Source organism: Sphingomonas panacisoli, assembly GCF_007859635.1.
Taxonomy (GTDB): domain Bacteria; phylum Pseudomonadota; class Alphaproteobacteria; order Sphingomonadales; family Sphingomonadaceae; genus Sphingomonas; species Sphingomonas panacisoli.
In genome coordinates this window covers 3308195-3327930 of the sequence record NZ_CP042306.1, presented here as the reverse complement: position 1 = coordinate 3327930, position 19736 = coordinate 3308195, and the positions used below count along the sequence as shown (strand labels likewise).

The 19736-nt window shown below is 66.4% G+C and carries 22 protein-coding genes; 16 read left to right on the top strand and 6 right to left on the bottom strand.

Annotated features, from left to right (window positions below):
* Nucleotides 1–2: 2 nt before the first annotated feature.
* Complete coding sequence (locus FPZ24_RS16580; protein ID WP_146573881.1) at nucleotides 3–1235, bottom strand: BtaA family protein; 1233 nt, start codon at nucleotides 1233–1235, stop codon at nucleotides 3–5.
* A gap of 241 nt (nucleotides 1236–1476) precedes the next feature.
* Nucleotides 1477–2043: a DUF1579 domain-containing protein gene (locus tag FPZ24_RS16575; protein ID WP_146573879.1), complete on the bottom strand. Its 567-nt coding sequence runs from the start codon at nucleotides 2041–2043 to the stop codon at nucleotides 1477–1479.
* 38 nt (nucleotides 2044–2081) lie between these two features.
* Here FPZ24_RS16575 and FPZ24_RS16570 point away from each other — a divergent pair, with 38 nt between their 5' ends.
* Genes FPZ24_RS16570 through nrdR form a run of 5 tightly spaced genes read left to right on the top strand, consistent with a single transcriptional unit; the run spans nucleotide 2082 to nucleotide 5553 of the window.
* Entirely contained in the window at nucleotides 2082–2906 is an 825-nt protein-coding gene (locus FPZ24_RS16570; protein WP_146573877.1) for a LytTR family DNA-binding domain-containing protein, read from the top strand.
* Between the two features lie 59 nt (nucleotides 2907–2965).
* A complete protein-coding gene (gene rpiB / locus FPZ24_RS16565) occupies nucleotides 2966–3412 on the top strand; it encodes a ribose 5-phosphate isomerase B (RefSeq protein ID WP_146573875.1) in 447 nt (148 codons plus the stop codon).
* Nucleotides 3409–4722, top strand: a complete 1314-nt coding sequence (gene glyA / locus FPZ24_RS16560) for a serine hydroxymethyltransferase (RefSeq protein WP_146573873.1) — start codon at nucleotides 3409–3411, stop codon at nucleotides 4720–4722. The genes rpiB and glyA overlap by 4 nt, the downstream gene beginning before the upstream one ends.
* A 1-nt stretch (nucleotide 4723) precedes the next feature.
* Nucleotides 4724–5044: a zinc ribbon domain-containing protein gene (locus tag FPZ24_RS16555; protein WP_186728930.1), complete on the top strand. Its 321-nt coding sequence runs from the start codon at nucleotides 4724–4726 to the stop codon at nucleotides 5042–5044.
* 47 nt (nucleotides 5045–5091) lie between these two features.
* Entirely contained in the window at nucleotides 5092–5553 is a 462-nt protein-coding gene (gene nrdR / locus FPZ24_RS16550) for a transcriptional regulator NrdR (RefSeq protein WP_146573869.1), read from the top strand.
* A gap of 80 nt (nucleotides 5554–5633) precedes the next feature.
* Here nrdR and hemA read toward each other — a convergent pair whose 3' ends face one another.
* Nucleotides 5634–6872, bottom strand: a complete 1239-nt coding sequence (hemA, locus tag FPZ24_RS16545; protein ID WP_146573867.1) for a 5-aminolevulinate synthase — start codon at nucleotides 6870–6872, stop codon at nucleotides 5634–5636.
* Nucleotides 6873–7071: 199 nt separating this feature from the next.
* Here hemA and FPZ24_RS17295 point away from each other — a divergent pair, with 199 nt between their 5' ends.
* Entirely contained in the window at nucleotides 7072–7230 is a 159-nt protein-coding gene (locus FPZ24_RS17295) for a hypothetical protein (protein WP_186728929.1), read from the top strand.
* Here the strand turns inward: FPZ24_RS17295 and murI are convergent.
* Nucleotides 7227–8018 carry a glutamate racemase gene (gene murI, locus FPZ24_RS16540; protein ID WP_146573865.1) on the bottom strand — a complete coding sequence of 264 codons (792 nt, stop codon included), beginning with the start codon at nucleotides 8016–8018 and terminating at the stop codon, nucleotides 7227–7229. The genes FPZ24_RS17295 and murI overlap by 4 nt on opposite strands.
* 93 nt (nucleotides 8019–8111) lie before the next feature.
* Here murI and plsY point away from each other — a divergent pair, with 93 nt between their 5' ends.
* The 4 genes from plsY to topA all read left to right on the top strand — a co-directional run bounded on the left by plsY (nucleotide 8112) and on the right by topA (nucleotide 12768).
* A complete protein-coding gene (gene plsY / locus FPZ24_RS16535; RefSeq protein ID WP_146573863.1) occupies nucleotides 8112–8720 on the top strand; it encodes a glycerol-3-phosphate 1-O-acyltransferase PlsY in 609 nt (202 codons plus the stop codon).
* A complete protein-coding gene (gene dprA / locus FPZ24_RS16530) occupies nucleotides 8713–9792 on the top strand; it encodes a DNA-processing protein DprA (RefSeq protein ID WP_146573861.1) in 1080 nt (359 codons plus the stop codon). The genes plsY and dprA overlap by 8 nt, the downstream gene beginning before the upstream one ends.
* Nucleotides 9789–10163, top strand: a complete 375-nt coding sequence (locus tag FPZ24_RS16525; RefSeq protein WP_146573859.1) for a hypothetical protein — start codon at nucleotides 9789–9791, stop codon at nucleotides 10161–10163. The genes dprA and FPZ24_RS16525 overlap by 4 nt, the downstream gene beginning before the upstream one ends.
* A gap of 70 nt (nucleotides 10164–10233) precedes the next feature.
* Nucleotides 10234–12768, top strand: a complete 2535-nt coding sequence (topA, locus tag FPZ24_RS16520) for a type I DNA topoisomerase (protein WP_146573857.1) — start codon at nucleotides 10234–10236, stop codon at nucleotides 12766–12768.
* A gap of 232 nt (nucleotides 12769–13000) precedes the next feature.
* On the opposite strand, the gene FPZ24_RS16515 is transcribed toward topA, so the two are convergent.
* Nucleotides 13001–13300: an SEL1-like repeat protein gene (locus FPZ24_RS16515; RefSeq protein ID WP_146573856.1), complete on the bottom strand. Its 300-nt coding sequence runs from the start codon at nucleotides 13298–13300 to the stop codon at nucleotides 13001–13003.
* 94 nt (nucleotides 13301–13394) lie between these two features.
* On the bottom strand, nucleotides 13395–14237 hold the full coding sequence (gene panC / locus FPZ24_RS16510; RefSeq protein ID WP_146573854.1) for a pantoate--beta-alanine ligase: 843 nt from the start codon (nucleotides 14235–14237) through the stop codon (nucleotides 13395–13397).
* A gap of 71 nt (nucleotides 14238–14308) precedes the next feature.
* Here panC and FPZ24_RS16505 point away from each other — a divergent pair, with 71 nt between their 5' ends.
* From FPZ24_RS16505 to FPZ24_RS16480, 6 genes are all read left to right on the top strand, one after another.
* Nucleotides 14309–15100: a division plane positioning ATPase MipZ gene (locus tag FPZ24_RS16505; RefSeq protein ID WP_146573853.1), complete on the top strand. Its 792-nt coding sequence runs from the start codon at nucleotides 14309–14311 to the stop codon at nucleotides 15098–15100.
* Nucleotides 15100–15390: a DnaJ domain-containing protein gene (locus FPZ24_RS16500; RefSeq protein WP_146573850.1), complete on the top strand. Its 291-nt coding sequence runs from the start codon at nucleotides 15100–15102 to the stop codon at nucleotides 15388–15390. Before FPZ24_RS16505 ends, FPZ24_RS16500 begins: the two co-directional genes overlap by 1 nt.
* A gap of 54 nt (nucleotides 15391–15444) precedes the next feature.
* Entirely contained in the window at nucleotides 15445–16827 is a 1383-nt protein-coding gene (gene pgmG, locus FPZ24_RS16495; RefSeq protein WP_146573848.1) for a phosphoglucomutase/phosphomannomutase PgmG, read from the top strand.
* Nucleotides 16828–16959: 132 nt separating this feature from the next.
* The gene (locus tag FPZ24_RS16490) at nucleotides 16960–17718 is read left to right on the top strand and encodes a 3'-5' exonuclease (protein WP_146573846.1); all 759 of its coding nucleotides are present in this window, start codon (nucleotides 16960–16962) and stop codon (nucleotides 17716–17718) included.
* 65 nt (nucleotides 17719–17783) lie between these two features.
* A complete protein-coding gene (locus tag FPZ24_RS16485; RefSeq protein WP_146573843.1) occupies nucleotides 17784–19295 on the top strand; it encodes a sensor histidine kinase in 1512 nt (503 codons plus the stop codon).
* Nucleotides 19292–19735: a response regulator gene (locus tag FPZ24_RS16480; protein WP_146573841.1), complete on the top strand. Its 444-nt coding sequence runs from the start codon at nucleotides 19292–19294 to the stop codon at nucleotides 19733–19735. The genes FPZ24_RS16485 and FPZ24_RS16480 overlap by 4 nt, the downstream gene beginning before the upstream one ends.
* Nucleotide 19736: the final 1 nt, after the last annotated feature.

Here is a 19736-nt window from a genome sequence, read left to right as displayed (position 1 = left end):
GGTCAGGCGACGTCCCCCAGCAGATAGAGGTGCACCCCGCCATAGATCGAGGATCGGTCGCGGCGGGTGTAATCGAGCGACTCTTCCGCAGCGTAACGCCATTTGCCGAGCACATCGTCAGGCACTCGGCTGGGCAGGATCGTCTCCACCCCCGCCGTGCGGAACAGCACGCGCGACCCAGGCCGGGCCGTCCGCGTGATCTCGCGCCACAAGTCGGTCAGCTGCTCGTCGGTCATCCAGTCCTGCGCGTCGAGCAGGATGTAGCGATCGAGCGACGCGTCGCCCTGCGTGCGCAGATACTCGACATAGTTCGCGTGGAGGATTTCCATGCGGTCGATCCGCTCGACCACGTCGGAATAGTTCTCCGCCTGGAGATACGGCGGCACCGGCGCCTCGGGACCCTCGCCATAGCCGCGCCCGAACGCCTGCCAGGCGAAGTAATTGTCCTTGAGGTCGAAGTCGCACGCCAGCTTTTCGAGCCGCTCGCGCAGCACCGTCGCCATCTTCTCGTCGCCGGCCAGCGCCTCATATTGCGCGGGCGGGATGCCGAGCCCGAACAGCGACGCCGGCTGGTCGGTCAGCCAGCGCACGAACGCCTTGTCGAACAACGGCGCGAACTCGCGATCGAAAATGGCGCGCTGTTCCTCGATCGATGCGGCCTTGAGCAATCGCCGCGGATCGATGCCGTGCAACCGCGCGAGCAGATGCGCCGCGCCGATGAACCCACCGAGCAGGCCGCGCTTGTAGACGCCATGCGCGAACCCGCCGATCCGCCGCCGCCCGATCGGGTCGCGGCCTTCCCAGTAGCGCCGCGTCACCTCGTCGAGATGCGGGGCGATATGGGTCTTGTACGCGGTAATGTTCGCCTTCGAACTGGCCTCGCCGAAGAAACGGCGGAAGCTGTCGTGATCGGGCAAGTGCCGGGCCGCTGCCAGCTTCAATTTGTTGAGCGCGATATGCGCGGTGTTGAGATCGACCGCGGTGATCGCGCGCGGATTGGCAGTCAGGTAGCTCAGCGCGTTGCACCCGCCCGATGCGATCGTCACGACATGGCTGTCGGGCCGGATCGCCAGCGCTTCCATGTCGATCGCCGGATCCTCCCAGATCTGCGCATAGACCAGCCCGCGAAACGCGAAGGTGAAGGCGCGTTCGAGGAAACCCTGCTTGCTCAGATGATCGTGGCGGTGGACCGCATCGCGGACGGCGTGATTCTTGGTGGGCGCGAGGCTGGCCATGCGAAGTCCTTTCGCGTGGCGGCGCATCGGGGGATGGCGCCGCCGCGTGACCGCGCTAGGACTCCTGCGTGACGGGTTGATGAGCGCGCGGTGACAGGTTGATGACGCTCTGGCCAATCCTCCCCCGCGAGGGGGAGGTGTCAGCGCAGCTGACGGAGGGGGAGGGCGGCGACTAACTATGCGCCCGTATCCGCCCCCTCCGTCGCCTTCGGCGCCACCTCCCCCTCGCGGGGGAGGATTGTTAGTTTGGCGTCATGGCGCCACCGTTCGGCCAGGCGGTGTCGCCGACGCGCTTCAGGTGCATCTCGAAGAACGGCACCGCCGGCTGGCCCGGCGCGATCCTCTCGCCGATCTCGGTCCACGTTTCGTCCTTCAGCGTCGCGGTATAGCGGATGATCATCGGCCCGGCCGGAATCTCCCAGACATAGCCGTCCGCGGTCGGGCGGATCATGAAGTCGCCGGCGCGGCCCTGCGCGTAGGAGCGGAAGTCGTACGCTTGTTTCTGCGCGTCCCATGAGATCACCGCGAAGGCATTGAAGCCGACGCTGCCGTCCGGGTTGAACCCCTTGCCCTCGATCACGCGTAGCGTGCCGCCCAGCATCGGTCCGATCCGCTCGGTCTGGGTCACGCGATGCTCGCCACCCGGCCCCTTTTTCACGGCCGGGCCGCGCCATGTCCCGTCCATCCAGGCGAATTTGTCGAGCGCGACCTTTTGCGCCGACAACGCCGCGGTGTCCGCGACCTGCGCCGATCCCGGCACGCTGGCGATCAATGCGAGACTCAATCCGGCGATCAACACTTTGCGCATCTGGCACTCCCTCAACGAACGTGGCAGCGTGACGCCCGATGGCGACGCTTTCCCCCGATCAGCCCGGCCAACGCCGTCGCCGCAACCGCGGCTTCGCCAAGTCGGTCCGAAAGTTCGTGGATCGTGCGCTCGCGCTGCCCGGCTTCGCGATGCTGATGATCGGCGGCGGCGCGGCGATCGTGCTCGCGACGATCATGGGCGCGTTCGGGACGATCGAGATGCCGCTCGGCCAACGGCTCGGCTTCTGGGGCGTGCTGATCGGGTGGAACGTCGCCAAATGGCTGGTGTGGTTCGCCTGGACGATCCGCACGCCGCAAGACTGGCCCCGCGCCAGCGCGATCGGCGCGGTGGTCATCAACCTGCCGCTGCCGCTCGAAATTCCCGCCGCCTTGTGGCTGTTCGGGATCGCGAGCGACATCGATCCAACGCGGACCTGGATCGAGGCGGCGGCGATCAGCGCGACCCTGTTCGCCGTCTTGTGGTTCGCTCGGCCGCCCCGCGTCGTCGCCGCCAGTCTGCCTAATGACGGTATCCTGTTCCGCGCCGGGGTCCGCGACCTGGCCGATGTCCAGGCCGTGACCGCCGAAGATCACTATTGCCGCGTCCATCTGGCGAGCGGTGCCAAGCCCCTCGTGCTCGCGCGGTTCGCCGACACCTTGGCGGAGCTCGGCGGGATCGATGGCGAGCAAGTCCATCGTGGCGCCTGGATCGCCGCCGCTTCGGTCGACGGTGCGCTGCGCGAAGGCCGCGCATGGCGGCTGGTGACCGCAGACGGCACGCGATTGCCGGTCAGCGCCAGCTACGTCGCGGCGGTCCGCCGACGCGGATGGTTGCGAATAAAGCCGGGTTTCGGGGTGGCGTAACCGCCCCGTCATCGGTAAGGGGCGCTCACACCACAGCCAAAGGGACCCGCGCCCCGTTCATGCGCATCGCCATCGCGTCCGATCACGCCGCCGTCGCCCTGAAGGCGACGCTTGTCGACTGGTTGCGCGAGGCGGGGCATGACGTCGACGATCTCGGCCCGTTCGACACCGCATCCGTCGATTATCCCGATTACGGCTACAAGCTCGCCGAGGCGGTCGCCAGCGGCTCGGCGGAACGCGGCGTGGCGCTGTGCGGGTCGGGGATCGGCATCGCCATCGCCGCCAACCGCAACCCCGGCTGCCGCTGCGCGCTCGTCAGCGAACCGCTGTCCGCGACGCTCGCGCGCACGCACAACGACGCCAATGCGATCGCGATGGGCGCGCGGCTGATCGGCCCCGAAATGGCGATCGCCTGCCTCTCCGCTTTCCTCTCCGCCGATTTCGCCGGCGGCCGCCACCAGCACCGGGTCGACAAGCTCGGCTCCCTACCGAAAGTCACGTCATGAGCAGCAACCCGACCACCCTGTCCGACGTCCAGCCCGACGGTTTCTTTACGCGTGGCCTGGCCGACGCCGACCCCGCCGTCTTCGCGGGCGTACGCCACGAACTGGCGCGCGAGCAGAACCAGATCGAGCTGATCGCGTCGGAGAATATCGTCTCCAAGGCGGTGCTCGAGGCGCAGGGGTCGGTGTTCACCAACAAGTACGCCGAAGGCTATCCGGGGAAGCGCTACTATCAGGGCTGCCACCCGTCGGACGAGGTCGAGCAGCTCGCGATCGACCGCGCCAAGCAGCTGTTCGACTGCGGCTATGCCAACGTCCAGCCGCACTCTGGCGCGCAGGCGAACGGCGCGGTGATGCTCGCGCTGACCAAGCCGGGCGACACGATCATGGGGCTGAGCCTCGACGCGGGCGGTCACCTGACTCACGGCGCCAAGGCCGCGATGTCGGGCAAATGGTTCAACGCGGTGCAGTACGGCGTGACCCCCGACACCCACCTGATCGACTTCGACGAAGTCGAGCGGTTGGCCAAGGAGCATCGCCCGAAGCTGATCATCACCGGCGGCAGCGCCTATCCGCGCCAGATCGACTTCGCGAAGTTCCGCGCGATCGCGGACGAGGTGGGCGCGCTGTTCATGGTCGACATGGCGCACTTCGCCGGTCTCGTCGCGGGCGGCGTTCACCCAACCCCCTTCGGCCACGCCCATGTCGTGACCACCACGACGCACAAGACACTGCGCGGTCCGCGCGGCGGCATGGTGATGACCGACGACGAGGCGATCGCGAAGAAGATCAACTCCGCCGTGTTTCCGGGCCTGCAGGGCGGCCCGCTGATGCACGTCATCGCCGCCAAGGCGGTCGCGTTCGGCGAGGCGCTGGAGCCGGGCTTCAAATCCTACGCGGCGGCGATCATCGAGAATGCCAAGGTGCTGGCCGCGACGCTAAAGGAGCGCGGCTGCGAAGTCGTATCGGGCGGCACCGACACGCACCTCGCCCTGATCGATCTCACGCCGCTCGGCGTGACCGGCAAAGACGCCGACGAAGCGCTCGAACGCGCCGGGATCACCTGCAATAAGAACGGCATCCCCAACGACCCGCTGCCCCCGGTCAAGACCAGCGGCATCCGCGTCGGATCGCCCGCCGGCACCACCCGCGGATTCGGTCCCGCCGAGTTCCGCGAGATCGGCAATATGGTCGCCGACGTGCTCGACGGACTCGCCAAAAATGGTGAACAGGGCGACGCGCAGGTAGAAAATGCTGTGCAGCAGCGTGTTAATGCACTATGTCACCGCTTTCCCATCTACCAAGGACTGTGAGATGACCGAGAATCTGACCCGCATGTGCCCGCATTGCGACGCGGCGCTCCCCGACGGCGCCAAATATTGCGCGAATTGCGGTGCGTTCGTCGCCGGCGACGGCGAGAATACGTTCGAATCGGCCAAGACCTTCGTCATGAACAGCGCCGCCGAGGCCGAAGCCGCCGCGCGCGGGCTGATGAAGGACGAGAATGCGCAGAAGATCGCCGGCGCCGCCGCGGTCGGTGCGGTCGCGGCGATCCTGCTCCCGATTTCGATGGCGACCGGCGCGCTGATCGGCGGCGGGATCATGGCGTATAACCGCTTCGCCAAGAAGGCGTGATCCGATAGGGGTCCGTCTCGACCACCACGAACGACGGACCCCCAACCATGCGTTGCCCGTTCTGCGGACATGAAGACAGCCAGGTAAAGGATTCGCGGCCGACCGAGGACGGCGCCGCGATCCGCCGCCGCCGCCAGTGCGAAGGCTGCGCCGCGCGCTTCACCACGTTCGAGCGCATCCAGTTGCGCGAACTCGTCGTGCTCAAGAGCGAAGACAAGAAAGAGCCGTTCGAGCGCGAGAAACTGCTCCGCTCGATCGAGATCGCCGCGCGCAAACGGCCGATCGAACCGGTCCAGATCGAGCGCCTGGTGTCGGGCATCCAGCGCCAGCTCGAGACTTTGGGCGATGCCGAAGTCTCGTCGAAGAAAATCGGCGAACTGGTGATGGACGGCCTGAAGGGCCTCGATTCGGTCGCCTATATCCGCTTCGCCAGCGTCTATCGCGACTTCAGCGAGGCGAAGGATTTCGAGGAATTCGCCGGCAACGTCAGCGAGATGGGGAAGCCGTAAACGTCGCCCCGGCGAAGGTCGGGGCCGCAAGCAACGGCGCGAAAAATTCAGCGGCCCCGGCCTTCGCCGGGGCGACGCGGTTACGCCGCCTTGCGCAGTTCCAGCCGGCCCCAGATCTCGACCAGCGCGTCGGTCAGGTCGCGCATCATGCCCTCGTCATGCGTCGGGCCGGGGGTGAAGCGCAGGCGCTCGGTGCCGCGCGGCACTGTGGGGTAATTGATCGGCTGGACGTACACGCCATACTCAGCGAGCAATATGTCGCTGATCTTCTTGGCTTTTACCGGATCGCCGACCATCAGAGGGACGATATGCGTGTCGCCAACCATCACCGGCAATCCGGCGTCGGTCATCATCCCCTTCAGCATCGCCGCCGACGCCTGTTGCGCCTCGCGCTCGGCGGTCGACGACTTCAGGTGCCGCACGCTCGCCAGCACGCCGGCGACCAGCACCGGCGACAGGCTGGTGGTGAAGATGAACCCCGGCGCGTAGCTGCGGATCACATCGATGATCGTCTGGTCGGCCGCGACATAGCCGCCCATCACCCCGAACGCCTTGCCCAGCGTGCCTTCGATAATCGTGATGCGATGCGCGACCGCATCCCTCTCCGAAATCCCGCCGCCGCGCGGGCCGTACATGCCGACCGCGTGCACTTCGTCGAGATAGGTCAGCGCGTTATACTTGTCGGCTAGGTCGCAGATCGCGCCGATCGGGGCGATGTCGCCCTCCATCGAATAGACGCTCTCGAACGCGATCAGCTTCGGTGCGTTCGGATCCTCGGCGGCCAGCAATTCCTCGAGATGGGCCAAGTCGTTGTGGCGGAAGATGCGCTTCTCGCAGCCCGAATTGCGGATTCCCGCGATCATCGACGCGTGGTTGAGTTCGTCGGAGAAGATCACGCAGCCGGGCAACAGCTTGCCGAGCGTCGCCAAGGTCGCCTCGTTCGACACGTATCCGCTGGTGAACAGCAGCGCGCCTTCCTTGCCGTGCAGATCGGCGAGTTCACCCTCGAGATCGATATGGTAATGCGTGTTGCCGCCGATATTGCGCGTGCCGCCGGAGCCGGCGCCGACATCGTGGAGCGCCTCCTCCATCGCCGCGATCACCTTGGGGTGCTGGCCCATCGACAGATAGTCGTTCGAACACCACACCGTGATCGGCTTCGGCCCGTTATGCCCGGCGAAGCAGCGCGCGTTGGGGAACATCCCCTTGTTGCGCAGAATGTCGATGAATACGCGGTAGCGGCCTTCCTCGTGCAACCGGTCGATCGCCTGGGTAAACACCCGCGAATAATCGACGGGCCGCGTGCTGGTGTCGCTCATGAATCGCCCGTTAGCGCGGGTTTGTGCGATTTTCCATCGCTTATGCGTGCAAAACGTGCAGCTGCGATGCTGCTTTACGTCAATGACAGGTGTCGAACGGAGGCGTACGTTCCTTCGCATCGTCGGCAAGGAATCCTAGCGAGCGCGCCGATGACTGAGAGTGATGGAAAGCTCCCGCTTGCCTGGCTGGAGTAGGACCATGCCCCAAGACACCGCCGCAAAGGCGCCCGATTCCGATTATCTGACGCGTCGCGAAGCGCAGTCGCGCGCTGCCGCCGCGTCCTCCACCGATCCCGCCGCACGCGTCGCGCACGAAACCATGGCGAACCGCTACGCCGAACAATTGAAGCTCGCCTAGAGCGACTCGGACCGGGGAATGCCGAAACGCGCCAAAGCGGGGGCGAGCCGACGCTCGGCATCGCCGAATCGCGTGAACACCGCGCGATGGTCCGGCGAACCGGACCATTCCTGGCCCCGCGTGAGATAGGCGACGCGGCGCGCGATGCCGGATGCGCCGTCGGTGAACCGGACCGGGTGGGGCGCGGCCGCGGCCAATTCCTCGACGACCAACGGAAAATGCGTGCAGGCGTTGACGACGACGTCGATGCGATCGCCATCGGGCTGGGCGAACAATCCGGCGATCGCGTCCCGATACGCGGGCAGGTCTATCGACTCGCCGTGCAATTTCGCCTCTGCCAGTTCGACCAAAGCCGCCGATCCGTGGCGTAGCACGACGCAATCGCTCGCGAACCGCGCCGCGAGATCGTCGACATAAGGCTGACGCACCGTCGCGTCGGTGCCGAGCACGCCGATCACGCGCGTCTTGCTCATCTCGGCCGCCGGCTTGATCGCCGGCACCGTCCCGACGATCGGCAGGTCGAGCGCCGCGCGGACATGCTGGAGCGCGATGGTCGACGCGGTGTTGCACGCGATCACGATCAGCCGGGGATCGTATCGCTCGGCCAGCCGCCCGAGCAGGGCCGGTACTCGCGCCGCGATCTCCGCCTCGCTTTTCGTCCCGTACGGAAATCCCGCCGAATCGGCGACATAGGTCAGGCCGGCCTGGGGCAGCAGATCGCGCACCGCACCCAGCACCGACAGCCCGCCGACGCCTGAATCGAACAGCAAGATCGGTCGCGCATCCATCCGCCGATCCGTTGGACCGGGCGGCGTTTGTGATCAAGATTATTGGCGGCGTGGCGTCGCTGTTCTATATCCGCAACGACTGGGGGTGAGGCTTTGCCGACCGAATATCTGTGGGCGGCGCCGGCGGGCGCGATATTGCTGGGCTATCTGCTCGGATCGATCCCGTTCGGGGTGATCCTGACGCGCGCGTTCGGCGCGGGCGACCTGCGCACGATCGGCTCGGGCAATATCGGCGCGACCAACGTGCTGCGGACGGGCCGCAAAGGCTTGGCGGCGGCGACGTTGGTGCTCGACGGCGCGAAGGGCGCGCTGGCCGTGATCATCGCCGCTTATGCCTTTCCGGGTCACGAAATCCCCGCCGCGGCCGCGGCGTTCATCGGCCACCTCTATCCGGTCTGGCTGAAGTTCAAGGGTGGCAAGGGCGTCGCGACGTTGCTCGGCATCTGCCTCGCCTTGTGCTGGCCGGTCGGGTTGATCTTCGCCGCGGTGTGGCTGGCGATGCTCGCTCTGCTGCGGATTTCCTCGGTGGCGGGAATGACCGCCGCCATCTCCAGCCCGATCGCCGCCGCGTTGGTCGGATGTTTCGATCAGGTGCTGCTGCTGATCGCGCTCGCGTTGCTGGTGCTGTGGAAGCACCGCGCCAATATCGACCGGCTGTTCGCCGGCACCGAGCCGCGCGTCGGCGGGAGCAAGGATGCCTGATCCGCGGATCGCGCGATTACGGCTGATCCGCACGCCGAGCATCGGGCCGGTCACCTATCGCCAGCTGATCGCCCGGTTCGGCAGCGCGGAAACGGCGATCGAGGCGTTGCCCGACCTCGCCGCGCGCGGTGGCGGGAGACCGCCAAAGGTAGTCGATGCCGGCGTGGCCGAACGCGAGATCGCGACGACGGAGAAGCTCGGCGCACGCTACCTGTTCCTCGACGACGCCGATTATCCGCCGCTCCTCGCCGAACTCGACAATGCGCCTGCGGCAATGACGATACGCGGCGACCTGTCGCTAACGAAACGCACCGTCGTGGCGATAGTCGGCGCGCGGAATTCGTCCGCCGCCGCGTGTCGGTTCGCGCGCGGGCTGGCGGTCGAACTGGGGCGCGAAGGCGTGGTGATCGTCTCCGGCTTGGCGCGCGGGCTCGACACCGCCGCGCATAGCGGATCGCTCGCCACCGGCACGATCGGTGTCATCGCGAGCGGCATCGACATCGCCTTTCCACCTGAGAATCGCGAGCTACAGGAGTCGGTCGCGCAGCAAGGCCTGCTGATCGCCGAGCAACCGCCGGGCATCGAACCGCTCGCGCGCAACTTCCCACACCGCAACCGCATCATCGCCGGGCTGGCGGTCGGCACCGTCGTGGTCGAGGCCGCGCCCAAGTCGGGCTCGCTGATCACCGCGCGGCTGGCGAACGAGGCGGGGCGTGACGTCATGGCGGTCCCCGGCAGCCCGCTCGACCCGCGCGCCCAGGGCTGCAACCTGCTGATCCGCGAGGGCGCGACGTTGGTCCAGTCGGCGGCCGACATTCTCGAAACGATCCGTCCGATCGATCCGCGCATGGTGCGCAGCCCCGCGATCCCGTTTGACGCCATGCCGCCGACCGACCCCGGCGACGCGGAACGTCGCGCCGTCGCCGACCTGCTCGGCCCCGTCCCGGTCGCGATCGACGAGCTGGTCCGCCAATCCGGCCAGCCGCCCGCGATCGTCGCGACGGTGTTGCTCGAAATCGAACTGGCGGGCAGGCTGGAACGACACGCCGGGGGAAGGGTGAGCCTGACATGACCGCACGACACGCGACCTGGCTGTTCCGCGGCGCCGCGATCTACGGCCTGATCCTGCTGCTGCCGATGTATTTCCTGGAAAAGACCGTCGCGGCGCCCGATCCCGCCTTCGCGCATCCCGAATATTATTACGGCTTCGTCGGCGCGGCGGTGGCGTGGCAGTTGGTCTATTGGGTGATCGGCGGCGATCCGTTGCGCTATCGCGCGTTCATGCCGCTCGGCGTCGTCGCCAAGCTGGGTTTCTGGATCCCGACCGCCTTCCTGTGGTTGAACGGGCGCACGCCGACCTCCACCTTCATGCTGACCAACGGCGACCTGATCCTCGGGATCGCCTTCTTCCTCGCCTGGCGGAGCCTCAAGACCCCCGCTTGACCCGATACTTGACGGGCACGATTCCCGCTCTCCATCCTCGCGCGTACACGTAAGGACGCTTTTCAGACCCATGCAGCTCGTCATCGTCGAATCGCCGGCCAAGGCCAAAACCATCGAGAAATATCTCGGCGCGGACTATCGCGTGCTCGCGAGCTACGGCCATGTCCGCGACTTGCCCCCCAAGGACGGGTCGGTGAAGCCCGAGGACGGCTTCGCGATGGATTGGGAGAATTATCCCGACAAGGCCAAGCAGCTGAAGGCGATCACCGACGAGGCCAAGAAGGCCGACCGCCTGATCCTCGCCACCGACCCCGATCGCGAAGGCGAGGCGATTTCGTGGCACGTGCAGGAAGTGCTGCGCGGCCGCCGCGCGCTGCCCAAGGACGTCCAGCGCGTGACGTTCAACGCCATCACCAAGGCGACCGTGACCGAGGCGATGCGGCATCCGCGCGAGCTCGACGAGGATCTGATCGACGCCTACCGCGCCCGCCGCGCGCTCGACTATCTGGTCGGCTTCACGCTCAGCCCCGTATTGTGGCGCAAGCTGCCCGGCGCCAAGTCCGCCGGCCGCGTCCAGTCGGTCGCTTTGCGCCTGATCGTCGATCGCGAGCGCGAGATCGAAGCGTTCGTCGCGCAGGAATATTGGTCGGTCGCAGCATTGATGGAGCAGGACGGCACCAGCTTCACCGCGCGCCTGGTCAAATGGAACGGCGAGAAGATCGACCGCCTCACCATCGGCGCCGAGGGTGACGCCATGAAGGCGAAGGCCGACGTCGAGAACGGTCGCTTCACCGTCCAGTCGGTCGAAACCAAGCCCGCGACGCGCAATCCGCCGCCGCCCTTCACCACCTCGACGCTGCAGCAGGAAGCGGCGCGCAAGCTCGGCTTCTCCGCCAGCCACACGATGCGGATCGCGCAGGGGCTCTACGAGGACGGCGCGATCACCTATATGCGGACCGACGGCGTGCAGATGGACGGTAGCGCGATTTCCGCCGCGCGCAACGCCATCACCAACCGCTACGACGCGAGCTACGTCCCGGACAAGCCGCGCATGTACCAGACCAAGGCCAAGAACGCGCAGGAAGCGCACGAAGCGATCCGACCGACCGACTTCGCCAAGGATCGCGCCGGATCGGGCGACCATGCCCGGTTGTACGATTTGATCTGGAAGCGCGCGATGGCGAGCCAGATGGCGTCGGCGCGCATGGAGCGCACGACGATCGATCTCGCCGACGGCACCGGGCGTCACGGCCTGCGCGCGACTGGCCAAGTGGTGATCTTCCCCGGCTATCTCGCATTGTACGAGGAAGGTCAGGACGACGAGGCGGACGAGGAATCGCGCCGTCTGCCGCGACTGCGCGACGGCGACGTGCCGGCGAAGCGCGAGGTGACCGCCGAGCAGCATTTCACCCAGCCACCGCCGCGCTTTTCCGAAGCGTCGCTGGTCAAGCGGCTCGAAGAGCTCGGCATCGGGCGCCCGTCGACCTACGCTTCGACGATTCAGGTGCTCAAGGACCGCGATTACGTCCGCGTCGAGAAGAACCGCTTCTTCGCCGAGGAATCGGGCCGGCTGGTGACCGCGTTCCTCGAACGCTTTTTCGAACGCTATGTCAGCTTCGACTACACGGCCGGGCTGGAAGACGAACTCGACGAGATTTCGGGCGGCCGCGCGCAGTGGCAGGCCGTGCTCGAAGCCTTCTGGCGCGACTTCAAGCCGCGCACCGCCGAGGTGATGGAGTTCAAGCCGTCCGAAGTGACGCAGCAGCTCGACCAGTTTCTTGCGCCCTATCTGTTCCCCGACAAGGCCGATGGTGGCGATCCGCGTCTCTGCCCGAATTGCGGCCAGGGCCAACTCGCGCTGCGCGGCGGCAAGTTCGGCGCCTTCATCGCTTGCTCGAACTATCCCGAGTGCAAATACACCCGCCGTTTCGCGCAACCCGGCGGCGCCGAGGGCGAGGATAGTGGGCCGGAAGGACTGGGCAAGGATCCGGTCACCGGGCTGGAAGTCGAACGCAAGTCGGGTCGGTTCGGGCCGTACATCCAGCTCGGCGAGGGCAAGGACGCCAAGCGCGCGTCGATCCCGAAGGACATTCCCGAACTCGACCTCGAATGGGCGCTCAAGCTCCTGAGCCTGCCGCGCGAAATCGGTGCGCATCCAGAGAGCGGCAAGCCGATCACCGCATCGATCGGCCGCTACGGTCCCTATCTCGCGCACGACGGCAAGTACGCCCGGCTGCAATCGACGATGGAGGTGTTCGAGACCGGCATGAACGCCGCCGTGGTCAAGCTGGCCGAGGCGGCGGCGAACGGCGGACGGCCGGCACGGGGAGCGCAGGCGCCGCTCAAGGTGCTGGGCGCGCATCCGCGCACCGAGGCCGAGATCAAGCTGATGGAGGGCCGTTACGGCGCGTACGTCACCGACGGCACGACCAACGCGACCCTGCCCAAGTCGATCGACAAGGATGCGCTGACGCTGGAAGAAGCCGCGCAACTGATCGATACGCGCGCTGCGGCAGCGCCCGCGAAGGGCAAGCGCAAAGCGGCGAAGAAGGCGCCGGCGAAGAAGAAAGCCGCGCCGAAAAAGGCTGCTGCTACAAAGAAGTAGCTCGTCACCCCAGCGAAAGCTGGGGTCTCGCGAGAGGAAATACTGCCCGAGATGCCAGCGTTCGCTGGCATGACGATAATGCTGGCAATGTAGGATTTCGCCTGACAGCGTCGCTATCGGCTCTTTCTCATCGTCGGCAGGATCATAAACCGGACGGTGACGCCGACACCTGGGCGCGCACCCATCGCGATGCGCCGCGGAACGGCGTCGTTAGTGTCAACCTGGTGTCAACTTAGGCGGCGCGTCGGCTCGTCTCGCTCAGCCAAGCCCGGGCACGCGTCTGCGCCTCGGCGATTTCGCGCGCGGTCATCTCGTCGGCGACCTCGGCGCGGCAATAGCGCGCGCTTTCGTGTCCCCCGCGCGACGCGGCGATGTTGAACCACTTATGTGCTTCGACCAGGTCGATCTCGACGCCGTTGACGCCCGCCGAATAGTCGACCCCCAGATCGTAACATGCGTCCCAATTGCCGCGCGCGGCATCGCGCAAACGGCTCTCGATCAGAAACTGCGCACTCTTCAGGCTGCTGCCCATTACGCCAACCCCTTTTTATCCCTTTGGCAGGGTCAGATTGGCCGGGGATCGGTCAACAAATGGTTAACGCGATTTAACGCTGTTTTCCCGAAGGTTAGACGTTGGTCGAAGCGGCGACGGGCAGGTTGTCGATCAACCGCGTCGTGCCGATCCGCGCCGCCGCGAGCAGGCGACGAGGCCGGCCGGGCACCGGTTCGCCCAGCGTCGCGGCATCGACCAGTTCGACGTAATCGATGGCAAAGCCGGCCGCGGCGAGTGACGCCATGGCGGCGGGGATCGCGCCACGCTCGCCCGCTTCGGTCGCGCGCTTGGCCGCGGTCAGCGCCAGCGGGAGAGCCACCGCTCGCGCCCGCTCGTCGGCCGACAGGTAGGCGTTGCGCGACGACAGCGCCAAACCATCGGACTCGCGTACCGTCGGCACGCCGACGATCTCCAGTCCGAAATCGAGATCCGCCACCATCCGCCGGATCACCGCGAGCTGCTGGAAATCCTTCTCGCCGAAATAGGCCGCGTCGGGCCGCACCTGGTTGAACAGCTTCGCCACCACCGTCGCCACCCCGTCGAAATGTCCCGGCCGCGCGGCGCCGTCGAGCCCGTCGCTCACGCCCGACACCGACACGTTGGTCGCGAACCCGGCCGGGTACATCTCGTCGACCCCCGGCATCCACAACAGGTCGCAGCCATGCTCGGTCAGCAGCTTGGTGTCCGCCTCGGCCGGCCGCGGGTAGCGCGCGAGATCCTCGGTCGGCCCGAACTGCTTGGGATTGACGAAGATCGACGCGACGACCTTCGCCCCGCTCGCCTGGGCCGCTTCCACCAATGCCATGTGTCCGGCGTGCAGCGCGCCCATCGTCGGCACCAGCGCCACCGCCGCGCCGTCGCCGCGCAATCCCGCGACGGCACGTCTCAAATCGGACAGTTTGTGGACGATCCGCACTTTATTTGACCCTTCGACAGTTGGCGTTTCGCCTGTAATGGGCAGACGAGAGTTCACGCAACAAGGTCAACATGGCGGACGCCCGCAAACCCCATACGATCGTCTTCGCCAACGAAAAGGGCGGCACCGGCAAGTCGACCACCGCGGTCCATGTCGCGATCGCGCTGCAATCGCGCGGCGCGCGCGTCGCCGCGCTCGACCTCGACCATCGCCAGCAGACGATGGCGCGCTATTTCCAGAACCGCGAGGCAACGGAAAAGCGTACCGGCCGCGAACTCCCCACGCCCAAGTTCGCCGCGCACGACGGCGAGAGCCTGGCGCGCTTCACCGAACTCCTCGAACAACTCGATCAAAACGCCGACTTCCTGGTGATCGACACCCCCGGCCGCGACGATCGCTTCGGGCGGATGGCGGCGGCACGGGCGGATACGCTGGTCACGCCGATGAACGACAGCTTCGTCGATTTCGACCTGATCGGCCAGGTCGATCCCGACAGCTTCAAGGTGACGCGGCCGAGCTTCTATTCCGAACTGATCTGGGACGCGCGCAAGGCGCGCGCGAAGTCGGACGGCGCGACGATCGACTGGGTGGTCCTGCGCAACCGCCTCCAGCATATCGAGGCGCGCAACATGCGCCGCGTGTCCGAAGCGCTCGATCAGTTGGCCAAGCGCGTGGGCTTCCGCATCATCCCGGGCCTGGGCGAGCGCGTCATCTATCGCGAGCTGTTCCCCAAGGGGCTGACGATGATCGACAGCCGCGAGTTCGGCGAAATGGGCCTAAGCCACGTCGCCGCGCGCCAGGAACTGCGCGAGATGATGGCGGCGCTGGCGCTGCCCGAGCCGGTCATGCCGCTCTTCGCCTGATGCCCAAGCTGCTCCTCGCCATCGCGGTCGCCTGGTTCGGCTGGTGGCTGTGGCAGGGGCCGAAGCGCGTTCACACCACCGGCCGTCGCCGTGACGTACCGGCGCCACCGCCGCCCGACCGCGCCGACGCGCTCGGCATCCTCGGCCTCGGCGCGAGCGCGAGCGACGCCGATATCCGCGCCGCGCACCGCCGCCTGCTGCTCGCGGTCCATCCCGACCATGGTGGATCGGCCGAACTCGCCCAGCGCGTCAACGCCGCGCGCGATACGCTGTTGAAGCGATCGGATTGAACTTTTCGTACGGCTCGCCGATTGGGCGGGCAGCATGTCCAGACAGGAATCCAGATGACCCACCGCTTCGACCCTTCGTCCCTTCGTGAATACGATATCCGGGGGATCGTCGGCAAAACGCTGTCGACCGACGACGCGCGCGCCATCGGGCGCAGCTTCGCGACCGTGGTGCGCCGCGCCGGCGGAACGCGTGTCGCGGTCGGGCGCGACGGCCGCACCTCGTCGCCGGCGATGGAAACCGCGCTGGTCGAGGGATTGCTCGCGTCGGGCGTCGATGTCGTGCGGACCGGCATGGGCCCGACTCCGCAGCTATATTATGCCGAGGCGGAGCTGGAGGTGGACGGCGGCATCCAGATAACCGGCAGCCATAACCCCGCCGAGTATAACGGCTTCAAGATGGTGCTGCAGCACCGCCCGTTCTTCGGCCAGGACATCCAGAAGCTGGGCCAGATGGCGGCGGACGGCGATTGGGAGGAAGGCGAGGGTACGGTATCGGACGCCGATATCGTCGACGATTACGTCAATCGCCTGATGGCGGGTTATGCGGGCGGCGCGTACCGGATCGGCTGGGACGCGGGCAACGGCGCCGCCGGCCCGGTGATCGAGAAGCTCACCAAGCTCCTGCCGGGTGAGCATCACCTGCTGTTTACCGATGTGGACGGCAATTTTCCCAACCATCATCCCGATCCGACCGAGGAAAAGAACCTTGCGCATCTGAAAACGCTCGTCGCCGAGAAAAGCCTCGATTTCGGAGTCGCCTTCGACGGCGACGGCGACCGGATCGGCGCGATCGACGGGCAAGGGCGGGTCATCTGGGGCGACCAGATCCTGTCCATTCTGGCCGAACCCGTGCTGAAGGAACTGCCCGGCGCGACGATCATCGCCGACGTGAAGGCCAGCCAGGCGCTGTACGACCGTATCGCCGAACTCGGCGGTCAGCCGCTGATGTGGAAGACCGGGCATTCGCTGATCAAGACCAAGATGAAGGAAACCGACAGTCCGCTGGCGGGCGAAATGTCGGGCCACATCTTCTTCGCGCATGAATTTTACGGCTTCGACGACGCGCAATATGCCGCCGTCCGCCTGATCCGCGCGGTGCACATGATCGGCAAGTCGATGACCGCGATCAAGGATGCCATGCCGGTGATGGTCAACACGCCCGAGATGCGCTTCCAGGTCGATGAGAGCCGCAAGTTCGCGGTGATCGACGAAGTGCTCGACCGGCTCGAGACCGAAGGCGCCGATGTCGATCGTACCGACGGCGCGCGGGTCAACACGCCCGACGGTTGGTGGCTGCTCCGCGCGTCGAACACGCAGGACGTGCTGGTCGCGCGCGCCGAGGCGAAGGATCAGGCCGCACTCGACCGCCTGCTCGGCCAGATCGACGCGCAACTTGCCGCGAGCGGGCTGGAGCGCGGGCCGCAGGCAGGGCACTGATCCGACGTCGTCCCGGCGCAGGCCGGGACCGCTGGCGGCTTGGTTTCCGCGCCGCCACGTGGCGGCCCCGGCCTTCGCCGGGGCGACGACATTGGGCTGGCAATCGATCGTTGCGAGGCCCATCTGAAGACGATGGCCACCGCTCCTTCCATCATCCGTGTCGTCGATCTCGAAACCACCGGTGAGACGCCGTCGACCCATGGCGTGTGCGAAGTCGGCTGGCAGGACGTCGCGCTCGGACAGGACGGGCGCTGGGAACTCCATGGCGACGGCGGCAGCCGGCTGATCAACCCCGGCCGGCCGATTCCGCCGATCACCCAGGCGATCCATCATATCCTCGACGAACAAGTCGCCGACGCCCCGCTCTGGTTCGATGCCGCCCGCCCGGTGCTCGACCCGTATCCGCGCCGGCTCGCGCTCGCCGCTCACCGCGCCGATTTCGAGATGAAGTTCTGCACCCCCAACATGACGCACGGTGCGGATTGGATCTGCACATGGAAGTGCGCGATGCGGCTGTGGCCCGACAGCCCGAGCTTCTCGAATCAAGTGCTGCGCTATTGGCGCAAGCCCGATGGGATCGATCACGAGCGCGGCCTGCCCGCGCACCGGGCCTTCCCCGATGCCTATGTGACAGCATTCCACCTGCGCGACATGCTCAACGAGGCATCGGTCGCGCAATTGCTCGAATGGTCGAACATGCCGGGCTTGCTGCCGCGCGTGCGCTGGGGTCCCGACCGCGGCAAGGATTGGAAGGAGATTTCGCAGGAAAGCCTCAACGGGTTCCTGACCGATCGCGACCCCGATGTTCGCTTCACGGCCGAGACCGAGATCGCACGACGGCGGGGCGGCGGGGCGGTCGGGCGGGCGAATCTGCAGGGCATTCTTCTCTAAAAACGCTAATCTCGATCAAGTCAGCTTTTCTGGCGTTTCGTTTCGCCCCCGGCTAGGCCCGCCTGATGTCCGGCGTGGTGCTGAAGAAATTGGGAGCGCCCGAGGGCCTGGCACGCCGCTTCCTCGTCACGTGCATGATCGTCGGGTTCGCCGCGCTGGCGCTGGCGGGGATCGCTGCGGCGTGGGTGACGACCCGTACCGCCGAGCATACGCGCTGGGTCAACCACACCTACGAAGTCGAAGTCGCGATCGGACAGTTGCAGGCGCTGGTCGAACAGACCGAAGCGGCGCGGCGAGGCTATGTCCTGACGGGAATTCCCGCCTATCTCGACAACCAACGATCGATCGCGACTAAGATCGACCCCGCGCTCGATCGGCTCACCGTCCTGACCGAGGACAATCCCCGACAGCGCGGGCGCATCGCCGAGTTGCGGCAGCGCATCGTCGATATCCGCAACCGGCAAGAGGCAACGATCGATCTGGTCCAAGCCGGGAAGCGTGCGGATGCGGTGACGTCCTTCACCGCCGAGACCAGCGCTCGCCGGCTGCGCACGATCAGGGCTCTGTTCGCGACGATGAATGCCGACGAGCATCAATTGCTCGTTGCGCGCGACGCCGCGCAGCAAAGCAGCCTCAACGCTTTTTACCTGATCGTGATCGCCGCCGGCGTGCTGATCCTGCTGGTGGCGACGATCTCGGTCGCCACGGTTATGCGCTATACCAAGGATCTGGGCGCGGCGCGTGATCGGCTGCAATTGCTCAACACCGACCTCGAGGGTGCGGTCGCCGAGCGCACCGCCGACCTCACGCGCGCGAACGAGGAAATCCAGCGCTTCGCCTATATCGTCAGCCACGATCTGCGTTCGCCTTTGGTCAACGTGATGGGCTTCACCGCAGAACTCGACGCCGCGCGCGGCACGCTTGCCGAGCTGGTCGAGCGCGCCACGGAGACCGCACCCGACATCGTCACCGAGGACGCACGGATCGCCGCGACCGAGGATCTGCCCGAGGCGATCGGCTTCATCCGCAGTTCGACGCAGAAGATGGATCGGCTCATCAATGCGATCCTCAGATTGTCGCGCGAAGGCCGGCGGACGCTCACGCCCGAGCGGCTCGACCTCGCCGCGATGTCTCAGGGGATTGCCGACTCGCTGCGCCACATCGCCGAAGACCGCGGCGCCCAGATCGTCGTCGAACAGCCGATGCCGACGTTGGTCAGCGATCGCGTCGCGGTCGAACAGATCCTGTCCAACCTGGTCGAGAATGCGGTCAAATACCTGTCGCCCGATCGCGCCGGCCGGATCATCGTCCGCGCGCGCACCGATGGGCCGCGCCGCGTCATCGAGGTGACCGACAATGGCCGCGGCATCGCCGCCAACGATCATGACCGCGTGTTCGACCTGTTCCGCCGCTCCGGCACGCAGGATCAGCAGGGCGAGGGCATCGGGCTCGCGCATGTCCGCGCGCTCGCCTATCGTCTGGGCGGCACGATCGACCTTCAATCGACTTTGGGGCAGGGTAGCACTTTCCGCGTCACACTCCCCGCGACGCTTTCTGACACGGGACCAAGCACATGAACGACCACCACAGCGTTTCGATCGTGATGATTGAGGATGACGAAGGCCATGCCCGGCTGATCGAGAAGAATATCCGTCGCGCAGGCATTCTGAACGACATCAGCCACTTCACCGACGGCACGACCGCGCTCGATTATCTGTTCAAGGACAAGAACGGCCCGGCGCTCAACGGCCCGGCACTGGTGTTGCTCGACCTCAACCTGCCCGACATGTCGGGGACCGACATCCTGACCAAGATCAAGGCGGAAGGCTCGCCGCTCAAGCGAACTCCCGTGGTCGTGCTGACAACCACCGACGACAAGGTCGAAATCCAGCGTTGTTACGACCTCGGGTGCAACGTCTACATTACAAAGCCGGTAAACTATGAAAGCTTCGCCCAGGCAATCCGCCAGCTCGGCCTGTTCCTGTCGGTAATCCAGGTTCCCGAGGTCGAGGGCTGAG

Excerpts from the sequence above, each read along its gene's own strand:
- FPZ24_RS16580 (WP_146573881.1), bottom strand. The coding sequence starts at position 1,235 with ATGGCCAGCCTCGCGCCCACCAAGAATCACGCCGTCCGCGATGCGGTC.
- FPZ24_RS16575 (WP_146573879.1), bottom strand. The coding sequence starts at position 2,043 with ATGCGCAAAGTGTTGATCGCCGGATTGAGTCTCGCATTGATCGCCAGC.
- FPZ24_RS16570 (WP_146573877.1), top strand. The coding sequence starts at position 2,082 with ATGGCGACGCTTTCCCCCGATCAGCCCGGCCAACGCCGTCGCCGCAAC.
- rpiB (WP_146573875.1), top strand. The coding sequence starts at position 2,966 with ATGCGCATCGCCATCGCGTCCGATCACGCCGCCGTCGCCCTGAAGGCG.
- glyA (WP_146573873.1), top strand. The coding sequence starts at position 3,409 with ATGAGCAGCAACCCGACCACCCTGTCCGACGTCCAGCCCGACGGTTTC.
- FPZ24_RS16555 (WP_186728930.1), top strand. The coding sequence starts at position 4,724 with ATGACCGAGAATCTGACCCGCATGTGCCCGCATTGCGACGCGGCGCTC.
- nrdR (WP_146573869.1), top strand. The coding sequence starts at position 5,092 with ATGCGTTGCCCGTTCTGCGGACATGAAGACAGCCAGGTAAAGGATTCG.
- hemA (WP_146573867.1), bottom strand. The coding sequence starts at position 6,872 with ATGAGCGACACCAGCACGCGGCCCGTCGATTATTCGCGGGTGTTTACC.
- FPZ24_RS17295 (WP_186728929.1), top strand. The coding sequence starts at position 7,072 with ATGCCCCAAGACACCGCCGCAAAGGCGCCCGATTCCGATTATCTGACG.
- murI (WP_146573865.1), bottom strand. The coding sequence starts at position 8,018 with ATGGATGCGCGACCGATCTTGCTGTTCGATTCAGGCGTCGGCGGGCTG.
- dprA (WP_146573861.1), top strand. The coding sequence starts at position 8,713 with ATGCCTGATCCGCGGATCGCGCGATTACGGCTGATCCGCACGCCGAGC.
- FPZ24_RS16525 (WP_146573859.1), top strand. The coding sequence starts at position 9,789 with ATGACCGCACGACACGCGACCTGGCTGTTCCGCGGCGCCGCGATCTAC.
- topA (WP_146573857.1), top strand. The coding sequence starts at position 10,234 with ATGCAGCTCGTCATCGTCGAATCGCCGGCCAAGGCCAAAACCATCGAG.
- FPZ24_RS16515 (WP_146573856.1), bottom strand. The coding sequence starts at position 13,300 with ATGGGCAGCAGCCTGAAGAGTGCGCAGTTTCTGATCGAGAGCCGTTTG.
- FPZ24_RS16505 (WP_146573853.1), top strand. The coding sequence starts at position 14,309 with ATGGCGGACGCCCGCAAACCCCATACGATCGTCTTCGCCAACGAAAAG.
- FPZ24_RS16500 (WP_146573850.1), top strand. The coding sequence starts at position 15,100 with ATGCCCAAGCTGCTCCTCGCCATCGCGGTCGCCTGGTTCGGCTGGTGG.
- pgmG (WP_146573848.1), top strand. The coding sequence starts at position 15,445 with ATGACCCACCGCTTCGACCCTTCGTCCCTTCGTGAATACGATATCCGG.
- FPZ24_RS16490 (WP_146573846.1), top strand. The coding sequence starts at position 16,960 with ATGGCCACCGCTCCTTCCATCATCCGTGTCGTCGATCTCGAAACCACC.
- FPZ24_RS16485 (WP_146573843.1), top strand. The coding sequence starts at position 17,784 with ATGTCCGGCGTGGTGCTGAAGAAATTGGGAGCGCCCGAGGGCCTGGCA.
- FPZ24_RS16480 (WP_146573841.1), top strand. The coding sequence starts at position 19,292 with ATGAACGACCACCACAGCGTTTCGATCGTGATGATTGAGGATGACGAA.